The sequence below is a fragment of the Arthrobacter silviterrae genome, from assembly GCF_011045165.1.
Taxonomy (GTDB): Bacteria; Actinomycetota; Actinomycetes; order Actinomycetales; family Micrococcaceae; genus Specibacter; species Specibacter silviterrae.
On the sequence record NZ_JAAKZI010000014.1, the window covers coordinates 1 to 12,470 of the forward strand.

Below are 12,470 nucleotides of genomic sequence, written 5' to 3' on the forward strand. Positions count from 1 at the left end.
TCTTGGCGCCCTCACGCGGGCCGGAACGATCGCCGTGCCGTAGTGATCGGCCATCTGTCGGTACCTGTCGTTGACGAACCGTGCCGGATCGCCCTTGACCTTCCGGTGGGTCGCGGTCAGTGTGTTATCCGGGACGACGATCTGCGGGATGCCCTGGTAGAACATGAACGCGCAGACATGGGCGTTGACCCAGGCTTCCACACGCATGTCCGTGAACGCCTGGCAGAACACGTACCCGGAAAATGGGAGCACGGCGACAAACAGATAAGCCTTCACGCTCTTGCCTGCCACGGCGTCGGAGATCGGGATCGTGTCGCCTGCCCAGTCGACAAACATGGCCATGCCCGGCTCGTGGTGGAGCGTCGCGACCAGGTCATTTTGCACCGCGTACCCGCCGAAGAGATGGCAGAACTGTGCGTAGCCGTACTTCCTCAACACGGAACGGGCACCAACATACGTCCTCCATGCCTGCAGCAAGGTGAAATGCGGGTTCGCCTTCATCGACTTCACCACCTGGGCGAAATCCGGCAGGTCATACCCGGCAGAGACCTTGCTGCGCCCATCCGGGAACAACCCGGCAACCTCCACATCCGACATCTCCGCCAGGGCGGCCGCGCCCAAACCCCGGTCATCGATGGTCTTCCGTGCCGCCGACACATCGCGGTGTGAACACCCCACCGCGTCAACGATCTGCCGATAGCTCCGCCCCTGCAGCAACAGGGTCATAATCGCCCGGTAATCCGCCATAATCTTTGCCTCCTTGCAAAGAAACGGCGGCGCCCAGCGCGCCGCCGTAAATGACAGAAAACCACGAACACCCAGCCGGCGCTACCAACAACCCAGAACCGTGCTACCAACTAGCCAGACGATCACTACCATCTGGGGCTATGCGCCATGAATAACTTTACCTTCACTTCTCCGGGAAGTGTTCACCATTACCGGTGTTGCTGTCATCCTTTTCGGGATGGCGCCGTTCGATGAGAATAAGGGAAGCAGCCGTGTGCGTCCTGAACTATTTGCGGGCCACAAATCATCACAAGCTAACCCGGCTGCCCTGTCTGGTCATGAAGAGCCGGAGGCATTCGACGGATACATTGAGTCCGTTTCGCCAACGAGAACGGGCACGCCAATCAGCCGCCCTCGAACCACCCGGACCTTCACAGGGCTCCTGCTTCAAGGAGCGACTTATTCCCGGTTCAGCAGTACATGATTACCCCAGGAACGCAGTCGCCTCCCGCACTGTCCGGACGGAGATGCGGGAGCGTTCGCCAAAACACACTGAAAGGTGAGGGAGGATCTACGCGAGCTCCGGGCGGGCCAGCGACCTGGCTGAATCGATCGTGGCCTGGCCCAACACGCGGGTGCCCTGGTAGAGGACTACGGTCTGGCCCGGGGCCACGCCGCGCAGCGGCTCGCCCAAGGTGACCGTCAGGCTTTGGCGGGAAACGCCGTCGTCCATCACCTCGGTGACATACGCACGGGCCGGCACGGGGTCCCCGTGGGCGCGGACCTGTGCGTGGCAGTCAAACTCCTCGCCCGTGGCCACCTCGGCGATGGGCAGCCCCGCCCAGGAAACCTTGATGCCCTTGAGCTCGTCGATGGCCAGCAGTGCGTGCGGGCCCACCACCACCTTGTTTTCCTTGGGCCGGATTTCCAGCACAAAGCGGGGCTTGCCGTCCGCCGCCGGGGTGCCCAGCTTCAGGCCGCGCCGCTGGCCCACCGTGAACTGGTTGGCGCCGTCGTGCCCGCCCACCTTCGCACCGGTCTCATCGACAATGTCGCCCGCGGTCATGGTGATTTGCTCGGCCAGCCAGCCGGCCGTGTCGCCGTCGGGAATGAAACAGATGTCGTGGCTGTCCGGCTTCTTGGCCACGGACAGGCCGCGGCGCTCCGCCTCGGCGCGGACCTCGGCCTTGGACGGCGTGTCCGCGAGCGGGAACATGGAGTGGCTGAGCTGCTCATGCGTCAGCACGCCCAGCACGTAGCTCTGGTCCTTGGCCCAGTCCGCGGCGCGGTGCAGTTCCGGGTTGCCGTCGGCGTCGGTGATGACCTTGGCGTAGTGGCCCGTGCAGACGGCGTCGAAGCCCAGCGCGATGGCCTTCTCCAGCAGCGCGGCGAACTTGATGCGCTCGTTGCAGCGCATGCACGGGTTCGGGGTGCGGCCGGCGGCGTATTCGTCGATGAAGTCCTGGACCACGTCCTCCTTGAACCGTTCGGAGAAGTCCCACACGTAGTACGGAATGCCGAGCAGGTCGCAGGCGCGCCAGGCGTCATTGGAGTCCTCCACGGTGCAGCAGCCGCGGCTGCCTGTCCGGAGGGTCCCGGGCATGCGGGAGAGCGCCAGGTGGACGCCGACGACGTCGTGCCCGGCATCCACTGCCCGTGCTGCAGCTACAGCGGAGTCAACCCCGCCACTCATGGCAGCCAATACTCGCATTACATACCTTTCACTGTTCTTTGGATCTCTTGCGGCTCAATTACCGGCGTGATTTCGACATCCCGGGTTTCGACAAGCTCAACCGCCGGATTGCGCTCAACCGGAGGGCGCTATTTGGTGCTGGCGGTTTCAATGGTGGATTTATGGCCCGCCATGCCGGCCTGTTTAGCGCGCGCGTGGGCCTGCGGCAAAGCCGCCACAAAGGCGTCAACGTCCGCGGGGCCGGATGTATGCCCCAGGCTGAACCGCTGGGCGCCGCGGGCCGTGTCCTCGTCCAGGCCCATGGCCAGCAGCACGTGGGAGGGACGGGGCACCCCGGCCGTGCAGGCGGAGCCGGTGGAGGACTCGATCCCGGCCATGTCCAGCAGGAACAGCAGCGAATCCCCTTCGCAGCCCGGGAAGGTGAAGTGGGCGTTGCCGGGGAGCCGTCCGCCGGGGCTAACGGCCGGGTCCACGCCCCGCAGAACGGCTTCGGGGACCAGTTCCCGGACGGCGGCGATGATGCGGTCGCGGAGCCCGGCAATCCGGGCGCCCTCCACATCCAAGTGCGAGGTGACGTCCTCGGCAGCCGCGGCAAAGGCGGCAATGCCGGCGGTGTCCAGGGTGCCGGAGCGGACCTTGCGTTCCTGCCCGCCGCCGTGCTGCACGGGGGTGAGGTTCACGGCGCGTCCCAGCAGGAGGGCGCCAACGCCCACCGGCCCGCCGATCTTGTGGCCACTGATGGACATGGCGGCCAGGCCCGATTCGCGGAAGTTGATGGGCACCGAGCCGAAGGCCTGCACCGCGTCCGAATGCACGGGAATGCCGTGGGCGGCGGCGAGCGCCACGACCTCAGCGATGGGCTCCACCGTGCCCACCTCATTGTTGGCCCACATGCACGTAATGAGGGCCACGGTGTCCGCGCCGCCGCTGTCCAGTTCCTTTTTCAGCGCGTCCAGGTCCAGCACGCCGGTGGCATCCACCGGGATCCAGACGGCCTCGGCGCCTTCCTGCGCTTCGAGCCACTCCACGGTTTCGTGCACGGCGGCATGCTCCACGGTGGAGACCAGGATCCGGGTGCGGCGGGGATCGGCTGCGCGGCGGGACCAGAACAGGCCCTTGACGGCGAGGTTGTCCGCCTCTGTGCCGCCGGAGGTGAATATGACCTCGCTGGGGTGGGCGCCGGCCGCCAGGGCGATGGTTTCGCGCGCCTGCTCCACCGTGGCCCGGGCACGGCGGCCTGCGCCGTGCAGGGAGGACGGATTGCCGCTACGGGAAATAACGGAGGTCAGTGCGGCGAGGGCCGGGGCCGAAATAGGCGTGGTCGCCGCGTGGTCAAGATACACGGGCACCGGTCAATTCTACGGCATCAAGGCGGCGTGTCTCCCGCCGGCCCGGGCCCCGGGCAGGGACACGCCAGCGCCGGTGTCAAATTTGTCAATCCCACAGGCCGATGGCAGGATCTGGCGTGTCCGACATCACTCAATAATCCATGGGGGATTAACAACATGAAGACAGCTTTGTTCCGCCGAACGTCGGCGGCTGCCTTGTGCGCCGTCGCCGTCGCCGCCACCACCCTGTTCAGCGGCAGCGCCATGGCGGCGCCCGGCCAGCAGTCCACACCCATCGACTTTGCCGCGCCCGACGGCGTGCTGATGAGCTATGTGGTCAATGCAAAGGCCCAGAACGCCAACAAGACTGAAAAGGTCCTGGAGGCCGTGAAGGCCGCGGGCGGAGTCACCGTGCAGGAGTGGCCGGAGATCGGCGTGGTCATTGTCCAGTCAGACCGCGCCAGTTTCCGTGCGGATGTGCTCAAGTACGGCAATTCCTCGGTGGAGTCGGTGGGCGCCACCCGCACCATCGCCGTCGCCGAGGGCACCCCGGACGGCATCGCCACGCCGTGGCAAAAGGCGCCCCAGCTGCGCAGCAAGCAGCTGGCCAACGCCGACCTGGCCTATGGCGATGCCACGTTCGACGGCGTCGCCCTGGACCCCCGCGAGGTTGAGCAGTGGAACCTTGCCCAGGTCAAGGCGGATGCTGCACACCAGCTCACGGACGGATCACGGAACGTGCTGGTGGGCGTCCTGGACAGCGGCATCGACCCGAACCACCCGGACCTGAAGGCAAACATCGACGTTGCCAACTCGGTCAACTGCACCAATGCCGGCCGCCCGGACACCTCGCCCACGGGCTGGAACCCCACCAGCTCCTCGCACGGCACCCACGTGGCCGGGATCATCGGCGCCGCACGCAACGGCGTGGGCATTGTGGGCGTGGCACCCAACGTCCGCATGGCCTCCGTCAAGGTGGTCAACGACGCCGGTTCCATCTACCCTGAATACGCCATCTGCGGCTTCATGTGGGCAGGCATGAAGGGCATGGACGTCACCAACAACAGCTACTACATTGACCCGGTGCAGTTCTGGTGTGACGACCAGCCGGACCAGCTGGCCGTACGCGTGGCCGTGGAGCGGGCCGTCAACTGGTCCACGGACCAGGGCGTGGTGCACGCCGCGGCCGCCGGCAACTCCTCCTACGACCTGGCCAACAAGACCACCGACAACGTCAGCCCGAACGACGCCACCGGAATTGCCCGCCAGATCAACAACCACTGCAAGGACATGCCCACCGAGCTGGACGGCGTGGTGACCGTTGCCTCCACCGACCAGGCGGGCAAGCTGTCCAACTTCTCCAACCGCGGCCTGAACGTCATCGATGTGGCGGCACCGGGATCCCGGATCCTTTCCACGCTGCCGAACAACAAGTACGGGCTGCTCAGCGGCACCTCCATGGCCTCCCCGCATGTGGCCGGCGTCCTGGCCCTGATGAAGTCGGAGCACCCCGGCTGGAAGCCGAATCAGCTGATCTCCCAGCTGCGCAAACAGGCCGATGACCAGATCTGCATGCTTTCGGCCGCACCCAAGGGCGCTGAATGCGTGGGCTCCCTGGGCAACAACAGCTACTACGGCGACGGCATCGTCAACGCCTTGGCGGCCGTGCAGTAGGCACCATCCACCCGGTTTCCGGCGGCTGCCCCTTGGTTCACAACCCAAGGGCGGCCGCCGGAACTGCTTTATGGGCCCTTCGGGACAATCCGCGCACAGCAGTGCGAGAGGTTGCTGTCCGGCTCAATGACGTGGCTGTTGTCCCCGCAGCCGGCCAGCACCCCGTTCAGGAGCGCGCCGTTGAGCGAGCAGACCACCCCGGTGTGCTCCCGGGAAAGCTGGTGGAACGGACAGTTGGCCATGATGGTCCCGCCTTCGCCGTCCGGGCCTGGATCGTACCCGGTGTTTTCCAGGACGACGGCGATGCTGCCAGCCTGGGCACCCAACTCCCTGCCGGCGTCGAACGCCACGGTGGCCAGCGCATCCCGGACCTCAACGCCGGAATCCATGGAATGCTGCACGGCGGCGGCCAGGAGCTCGGCAGCCAGGTCATAGTGGCGGGCCGGGACGGAGACGCCAACCTCGGCCAGCGCCACGGTGTACAGCTTGGTGGGGCGGCCGGAACCGGGGCCCGTCCGCACCCCCACCTTGCGGAAATCCACGTCCAGGATCCGATCGGCCACCATCCTGTCCAGGTGGGCGCGGACGGTGCTCTTGGGCAGGTCCAGCGCTTCGGCGCAATCATCCCGGCTGAGGGCCCGCGGACTCCGGCGCAGCAGCTCAAAAAGCGTCTTGCGCACCGGATCGCCCAGGGACGCCACGGCACTGAGCCGCTCCGCCTCGCTCAGGGATGCCTGTTGCTGGACTTTGTTCATGACTGCGTGCCTTCAATTGTGTTGTTGTCCGGGGCCGTCCTTTATGACGCCCCACTTGACGCTTCGAGCCTGCGCTTCTAAAGTCAAGAATACAAGATTTAGAAAGGATCAGCACATGTCAATTACTAGTGCCGCCCTCCCCGACCTCCTCGCCTATGAGGAATCTGCTCTGGATGCAGCGCCATCCATTGACCTTCCAGCGGCACAAGCGGCCATTGCCGATTTCCTCCGGGCACTGGGCCGTGACGTTGACAGCCCGCACCTTTTGGACACTCCGCGCCGCGTGGCAGCAGCCTACGCTGAAATGCTCACCCCGCGCGACACCACGTGGACAACGTTCCCCAATGAGGAAGGGTACGCCGGGCTGGTGCTGGTCAAGGACATCCCCTTCCACTCCCTGTGCGAGCACCACCTGCTGCCATTCCGCGGCGTGGCCCATGTGGGCTACCTGCCGGGCGAAAGGCTGTTCGGCCTCTCCAAGCTGGCCCGCGGCGTGGAACTTTTTGCCCGCGACCTCCAGGTCCAGGAACGATTGACCCAGCAAGTGGCAGACTGGCTGGAAGAGACGCTCTCACCCCGGGGCGTCGGGGTGGTCCTGGAGGCTGAGCACATGTGCATGTCCCTGCGCGGCGTGGAAGTTTCCGGCTCCCTGACCCGCACCTCGGTGTTCACCGGCGAGCTGGCGGGCGAAGGCCCCCTGCGCGCACAATTCCCGGGCTAACACCCCACATTTTTATTCAGGAAACGCGTTATTCAGGAAACAAGGACTTCCACGGAAAGAGTTTCAATCATGAGTGAATCAACCACCACCCCCGGCATGGTCATCATTGGCGGAGGCCTCACCGGCGCCACGGCAGCCGAGACCCTCCGCAAGGAAGGCTACGCCGGTCCGGTGACGATTGTCGCCGACGAACCCGAGATTCCCTACCAGCGCCCGCCGCTGTCCAAGGGCTTCCTGTCCGGCAAGGAGGGCGAGGATGCCCTGCTGCCGCTGGCCGCCACCTGGTACGGCGAAAACAATGTCACAGTGCTCACCTCCACGGCAGCCACCGCCGTGGACCCCGCCGCGCACACCGTCACGCTCGCCAACGGCGAAACGCTGCCCTACGCCAAGCTGCTGATCGCCACCGGAGCCTCGCCGCGCGTCATCCCCTTCAAGGGTGTGGAGCTCGACGGCGTGCACTACTTCCGCAGCAAGGCGGACTCGGTTGCCATGAAGGAACTGCTTTCCGCCGGCGGGCACAACCTGGTCATGATCGGTTCCGGCTGGATCGGCATGGAAATTGCCGCCACGGCCCGCGAGCTGGGCAACAACGTGGCTCTGCTGGGACTGGAGGACGTGCCGCTGTCCATCGCGATCGGCAAGCAGCTGGGCGGGGTGTTTGCCGCCCGCCACGAGGAGGCAGGCGTGAAGTTCGTGCTTCCCTCCAGTGCCGCCGAAATCCAGGGCACGGACGGGAAGGTCAGCTCCGTGCTGACCACCACCGGGGAAGTCCTGCCGGCGGACCTGGTGGTTGTCGCCGTCGGCGTTGTCCCGAACATTGGGCTGGCCAAGGATGCCGGGCTCACCATCAACAACGGCATTGAGGTCACCGGCAGCCTGGCCACCTCGGACCCGGACATTTTTGCCGCCGGCGACGTGGCCAACTCCCTGCACCCGGTGACCAACGCCTACGCCCGCTCCGAGCACTGGGCCAACGCCATTGCCAGCGGCAAGGTGGCCGCCAAGTCCATGCTGGGCCAGGACGCGGTTCTGGATGACATCCCCTACTTCTACACCGACCAGTTTGACCTGGGCATGGAGTACTCCGGCTTTGGCGCGCTGACCAAGGACGCCGACGTGGTGGTCCGCGGGGACCTCGCCGCCCGCGAATTCATTGCCTTCTGGGTGCTGGAGGGCCGCGTTGTGGCAGGGATGAACGTGAACATCTGGGACGTCCAGGACGCCATCAAGGACCTCATCTCCTCCGGCCGCACAGTCGACACGGCCAAGCTGGCTGACCCGAAAACGCCGCTAGAGGCTATTTGATGGAGGGGATGACTACTCTGCAGCCCTCCACCACCGCAGCCGGCTCAGCGGCGCCGTTTTACACGCCGCCGCTGCTCCACGCCGTTCACCACTTTGGTGCCCGGACCCTGGACTTCAGCCGGCAGGTGGCGCTCATGGCCATTGTGAACCGGACTCCGGATTCGTTTTACGACGGCGGCGCCACCTTTGCGCTCGACGCCGCGGTGGCTGCGTCGCTGGCCGCCGCGGAGCAGGGCGCCGACTGGGTTGACATTGGCGGGGTCCCGTTTGCTCCGGGCCCGCCGTTGACCGCAGGCGAGGAGGGCGACAGGGTGGTCCCCGTCATTGAGGCGGTTTCGGCTGCCAGCGACGTGATCATTTCCGTGGACACGTTCCTGCCGGAGGTGGCGGCGCGCAGCATTGCCGCCGGGGCGCACGTCATCAATGACACCACGGGGCTGGCCAATCCCGAGCTGGCCTCCGTGGTGGCGGAGTCCGGCGCGCACCTGATCATCACGCATTCACTGGCCAGGCCGCGCACCGTCTACCCGCATCCGCACTATGTGGATGTGGTTGCCGAGGTGGCCGCCTTCCTGCAGGAAAAAGTGGAGCTGGCCGTCTCCCTGGGCGTCCCGGCCCAGAAGATCATCATCGATCCGGGGCACGACCTCAACAAAAACACGCTGCACACCCTGGAAATCACCCGCCGGTTCCAGGAAATTGCCGCCCTGGGCTACCCGACCCTGGCCGCCGTGTCCAACAAGGACTTCATCGGCGAAACGCTCAACCAGGACAAGTCGGAGCGCCTGGAGGGTTCCCTGGCCAGCGGCGTCATTGCCATCCTGGGCGGCGCCCGGATTCTGCGCATGCACAATGTGGCCTCCGCCAACTCCGCCATCCGCATGACGGAGGCCGTGCTGGGCTGGCGCGCCCCTGCGTACCTCAAACACAACATGGGTGACGTCAACGAGCCGGCCCACCCCGCAGGAAACCAGCAGTGATTGAGCGGGTCTTCCCGGCGGCGGACGGCTCCGAAGCGCTTCCCGGTTCCGAAGCGCTTCCCGGGGCCCTGCCTGCCGAAGGACTGTCTCCCGGGGCCCTGCCTTCCGGGGGGCTGTCTGACAGCGGGCTGCTCAAGCTGTACGCCGCGGGCCGCCCGGCGGAGGCGGCCTCCCCCTGGGTGAGCTTCAACTTCGTCGCCAGCATAGACGGTGCGGCCACGGTGGACGGCCGCTCCGGCACGCTGGGCAACGCCGCCGACCAGCACATTTTCCAGCTGCTGCGCCGCCATGCCGACGTGATCCTGGTGGGCGCCCAGACCATCCGCACCGAAGGCTACGGCGGCCAGCTCCTCAGCAAGCAGGCACAGAAATGGCGCCGGGAACACGGGCTGGTGCCGCATCCGCCACTGGCCATCGTGTCCGGGTCGCTGGACCTTGACCCGCGGCTGCCTGTCTTCCACGACGCCCCGGCCACCCCCTATGTCTTCACCACGGCGGCAGCGCCGGCCGACCGCCGGGCCGCACTGTCCGGCGTCGCGCAGGTCATGGATGCCGGGGCGGAGGCGCTCGACGCCGGCACCCTCCTGGCTTTGCTGTCCTCGCTGGGGATGCCGCGCATCCATTCCGAGGGCGGGCCCACCCTGCTGGGCACCTTCCAGGCTGCGGGCCTGGTGGACGAGCTGTGCCTGACCGTGTCGCCGCTGCTGGCGGGTGGATCGGCGCGGCGCATCTCACATGTGCATCCGGGTGCGGCCCATGCAACAGGCCCGCAGCGGATGGAGCTGGCCCACATCCTGAAGGCCGAGTCGATGCTGTTCCTGCGCTACCTTCGCCCCCGTCCCTGACCGCATCCGGCCACCACAGGCACCGGACCTCAGGAGGTGGGCGGGGCCACTGCGAGCTTCGCCATGAGTTCCGGGGTGGTCCTGGCCAGCAGGGCATCGGTCGGGCAGGACAGGCTGACCACCAGCCCCGTGCCCGCAGTGCCCAGGAGCCTGCCCCACACCATGCTGGCCGGCACGCCCGCCGCGGCCTTCGTGCGGTAGGCGAGGAAGCTGATTGAAGGGGCCTTCCGGCCGGCTTCCGATGACCACGGCAGGGACGATTCCTGCAGGGCCTCCGGGACAACCGAGGGAATCAGGTATTTCATCAGGTTCTCGGTGGAGGCCTTGTCATCACCGGCCGCTGTGAGCGGGCCCTGGTTGGACGTGACCCAGTAGGCCGCCGCGCAGCCGGCAGCATTGGAGTACTGGGTTTCCCCGGCCACATTGTTCTTCACGAGCTTCCACGCGGGAGGCAGCTGGGTCCCGTCCGCGGACTGGCCAGGCTGGTCCAAAACACTGGCAAAGCCGACGGCGACGTTGGGCGAAAGGGTGGCACCGGCGTCGAACGTCATGTTCTTCGCGGCCACGGCAGCGGCGTTGTGCCCGGCCTGGATGGTGGGCACGGCATAACTTGCGGCTGCCGTGGGGCGGGAGGTCACGGCAGGCTGCGGGGCCGGCAGGGCAATGGTGCAGCCGGCCAGGGCCATGGACAGGGCAGTTGCGGCAACCGCCACGGCGCCGCTCTTGCCGTCCGCCCGCCGGGCCCAACGGGCAGTTGTGGACGGGCCCGCCGTGTCCCCCAGGAATCGATTCACGCACCCCACCTTACCGACAGGCGGCCGCCCCGGGCACCTCCCGGGGCACCGTCCTTTGCGCGCGGCACCGTGCGAATCCCCGCAGGGCGCCCCGCTAGAATGGCAGAATCCCGGCGCAATCGAAAGGTCCCCAGTGGGCGAGCAGTTCCTCACGCATTACCAGGTCCTCGGCGTGCCCAGCACGGCGACCCAGCGCGATATCAAGATTGCGTACCGCAAGGCGGCCAGGATTTCCCACCCGGACCACGGCGGCGACCCGGCCATGTTCCGCAAGGTCACCGAGGCGTACGAGGTCCTCAACGATCCCGATGCGCGGCGCAGCTACGACAGAAGCTACCGGCCCGCCACCGGCCGCGCCACAGCCACGGGGGGTTCAGCAGGAAGTTCGGGCCGAAGCGGGGCCGGCGAGCCGTTTTCCGGTGCGGGGTTCAACGGCACCTTCAGCACCCGCCGCGGCCAGGAGACCCGGAACACCGCGGGCGATCCCGCCGTGTATGTTCCGCCCTACGACTCCACGGCCGACGGCGGCGTGCCCCTGCTGCCCCGGTCCGTCGCCGCCCAGCCCGTCCACGGCGCCCCGCGCAAACGCGGCGTTTTTGGGGCCTCCTCTCGGCTGGCCAGGGAGGCGCGCACAGCCCAGCTGATCATGCAGCAGGTGCTGCCGGGCATCCCGGCGGCCCGGCTCATCAACGGGCTGGCTGCCCCCGGCGGCCGCGGCTACCTGGACCATGTGCTGGTCTCCGGGTACCGCATTGCCGTGGTGGGTTCCATGCTGGTGCCCGACGGCGCCTTCCGCTGGGACGGCAGCATGCTGATTCACGGGAGCCGGGTGGCCGCTCCCCCGCAGCTGATTCCGGCCACGCGGGCCCTGCAGGAATTGTTCCCCGAGTGCAATGTGACCTCCTGGGTTTGCGTGCACAGCAGCACGGGAAACCTGTTTGAGCCGGTCATCGACTATGTGCGGGGCGGTGAACCGGACGGGTCAGCCGTGGTGAACGTGGCCAACGCGGCCCGGTTTGTGCGCGAGGCGAAGCACTTTTTGGCATCGGGCCCCCTCCCCAACGTGGTTGACCTGCAGGTGCTCAGCCGGCTGCTCGGCGGCATGTACTGACACGGTAAGCTGAAACGGTGTTTCGCATCTTATTTGTCACCCCGGAGATCCCCGGCAATACCGGCAACGCCATCCGCCTGGCGGCCATCACGGGGGCGGAGCTGCACCTGGTGGAACCCCTGGGCTTCGACTTTTCCGACGCCAAGCTGCGCCGGGCCGGGCTGGACTACCACGACCTGGCGGTGGTGACGGTCCACAAGTCCCTCGACGCGGCGTGGGAGGCGCTGGCCCCGGAACGGGTCTTTGCCTTCACCTCGGACGGGGAAACAGGCTATTCCGACATCGCCTACCGGCCCGGCGACGTGCTCATGTTCGGCCGAGAGTCGGTGGGCCTGCCCGATTCCGCCAAGCACGACCCCCACGTGACGGCTCGCGTCCGGCTGCCCATGCTCCCGGCCCTGCGCTCCTTGAACCTGGCCAACTCCGCCTCCATCGCGGTGTACGAGGCCTGGCGGCAGAACGGCTTTGCCGGGGCGCAATTGCAGCCCTGACCCGGGCCGCATCCGCCCCACCTTTCATCCACAGTTCCAACCAC

12 protein-coding genes are annotated in these 12,470 nt (G+C 66.9%); 7 read left to right on the top strand and 5 right to left on the bottom strand.

Features of this window, described 5'->3' with window-relative positions; translation table 11 throughout:
* The 3 genes from G6N77_RS09475 to G6N77_RS09485 all read right to left on the bottom strand — a co-directional run.
* The coding region (locus G6N77_RS09475) for a DDE-type integrase/transposase/recombinase (RefSeq protein ID WP_165181871.1) at positions 1 to 747 on the bottom strand (747 nt) is incomplete at its 3' end.
* Positions 748 to 1,297: 550 nt separating this feature from the next.
* Positions 1,298 to 2,437, bottom strand: a complete 1,140-nt coding sequence (gene mnmA, locus G6N77_RS09480; protein WP_165181873.1) for a tRNA 2-thiouridine(34) synthase MnmA — start codon at positions 2,435 to 2,437, stop codon at positions 1,298 to 1,300.
* Positions 2,438 to 2,547: 110 nt separating this feature from the next.
* Positions 2,548 to 3,768, bottom strand: coding sequence for a cysteine desulfurase family protein (locus tag G6N77_RS09485; protein ID WP_165181875.1), 1,221 nt, complete (start codon positions 3,766 to 3,768; stop codon positions 2,548 to 2,550).
* 156 nt (positions 3,769 to 3,924) lie between these two features.
* Here G6N77_RS09485 and G6N77_RS09490 point away from each other — a divergent pair, with 156 nt between their 5' ends.
* The gene (locus G6N77_RS09490) at positions 3,925 to 5,421 is read left to right on the top strand and encodes a S8 family serine peptidase (protein WP_165181876.1); all 1,497 of its coding nucleotides are present in this window, start codon (positions 3,925 to 3,927) and stop codon (positions 5,419 to 5,421) included.
* A 68-nt stretch (positions 5,422 to 5,489) separates the two neighbouring features.
* Here G6N77_RS09490 and G6N77_RS09495 read toward each other — a convergent pair whose 3' ends face one another.
* Positions 5,490 to 6,176: a helix-turn-helix transcriptional regulator gene (locus tag G6N77_RS09495; protein WP_165181878.1), complete on the bottom strand. Its 687-nt coding sequence runs from the start codon at positions 6,174 to 6,176 to the stop codon at positions 5,490 to 5,492.
* Positions 6,177 to 6,291: 115 nt separating this feature from the next.
* Between G6N77_RS09495 and folE the strand changes: the two genes are divergently transcribed.
* From folE to G6N77_RS09515, 4 genes are all read left to right on the top strand, one after another.
* The gene (gene folE / locus G6N77_RS09500; protein ID WP_165181880.1) at positions 6,292 to 6,897 is read left to right on the top strand and encodes a GTP cyclohydrolase I; all 606 of its coding nucleotides are present in this window, start codon (positions 6,292 to 6,294) and stop codon (positions 6,895 to 6,897) included.
* Between the two features lie 69 nt (positions 6,898 to 6,966).
* Entirely contained in the window at positions 6,967 to 8,205 is a 1,239-nt protein-coding gene (locus G6N77_RS09505; protein WP_240901835.1) for an NAD(P)/FAD-dependent oxidoreductase, read from the top strand.
* 8 nt (positions 8,206 to 8,213) lie between these two features.
* Positions 8,214 to 9,185: a dihydropteroate synthase gene (gene folP, locus G6N77_RS09510; RefSeq protein ID WP_165181882.1), complete on the top strand. Its 972-nt coding sequence runs from the start codon at positions 8,214 to 8,216 to the stop codon at positions 9,183 to 9,185.
* Positions 9,182 to 10,030, top strand: coding sequence for a pyrimidine reductase family protein (locus G6N77_RS09515; protein ID WP_306987087.1), 849 nt, complete (start codon positions 9,182 to 9,184; stop codon positions 10,028 to 10,030). Before folP ends, G6N77_RS09515 begins: the two co-directional genes overlap by 4 nt.
* Before the next feature lie 29 nt (positions 10,031 to 10,059).
* Here G6N77_RS09515 and G6N77_RS09520 read toward each other — a convergent pair whose 3' ends face one another.
* Positions 10,060 to 10,824 carry a hypothetical protein gene (locus G6N77_RS09520; RefSeq protein WP_165181870.1) on the bottom strand — a complete coding sequence of 255 codons (765 nt, stop codon included), beginning with the start codon at positions 10,822 to 10,824 and terminating at the stop codon, positions 10,060 to 10,062.
* 133 nt (positions 10,825 to 10,957) lie between these two features.
* On the opposite strand from G6N77_RS09520, the gene G6N77_RS09525 reads away from it, so the two are divergent.
* Entirely contained in the window at positions 10,958 to 11,935 is a 978-nt protein-coding gene (locus tag G6N77_RS09525) for a J domain-containing protein (RefSeq protein WP_306987090.1), read from the top strand.
* Between the two features lie 17 nt (positions 11,936 to 11,952).
* Positions 11,953 to 12,426 carry a tRNA (cytidine(34)-2'-O)-methyltransferase gene (locus tag G6N77_RS09530; protein WP_165181884.1) on the top strand — a complete coding sequence of 158 codons (474 nt, stop codon included), beginning with the start codon at positions 11,953 to 11,955 and terminating at the stop codon, positions 12,424 to 12,426.
* Positions 12,427 to 12,470 lie beyond the last annotated feature (44 nt).

Coding starts and splice junctions, on each gene's coding strand:
- mnmA (WP_165181873.1), bottom strand. CDS start 2,437: ATGCGAGTATTGGCTGCCATGAGTGGCGGGGTTGACTCCGCTGTAGCT.
- G6N77_RS09490 (WP_165181876.1), top strand. CDS start 3,925: ATGAAGACAGCTTTGTTCCGCCGAACGTCGGCGGCTGCCTTGTGCGCC.
- G6N77_RS09495 (WP_165181878.1), bottom strand. CDS start 6,176: ATGAACAAAGTCCAGCAACAGGCATCCCTGAGCGAGGCGGAGCGGCTC.
- folE (WP_165181880.1), top strand. CDS start 6,292: ATGTCAATTACTAGTGCCGCCCTCCCCGACCTCCTCGCCTATGAGGAA.
- G6N77_RS09505 (WP_240901835.1), top strand. CDS start 6,967: ATGAGTGAATCAACCACCACCCCCGGCATGGTCATCATTGGCGGAGGC.
- folP (WP_165181882.1), top strand. CDS start 8,214: ATGACTACTCTGCAGCCCTCCACCACCGCAGCCGGCTCAGCGGCGCCG.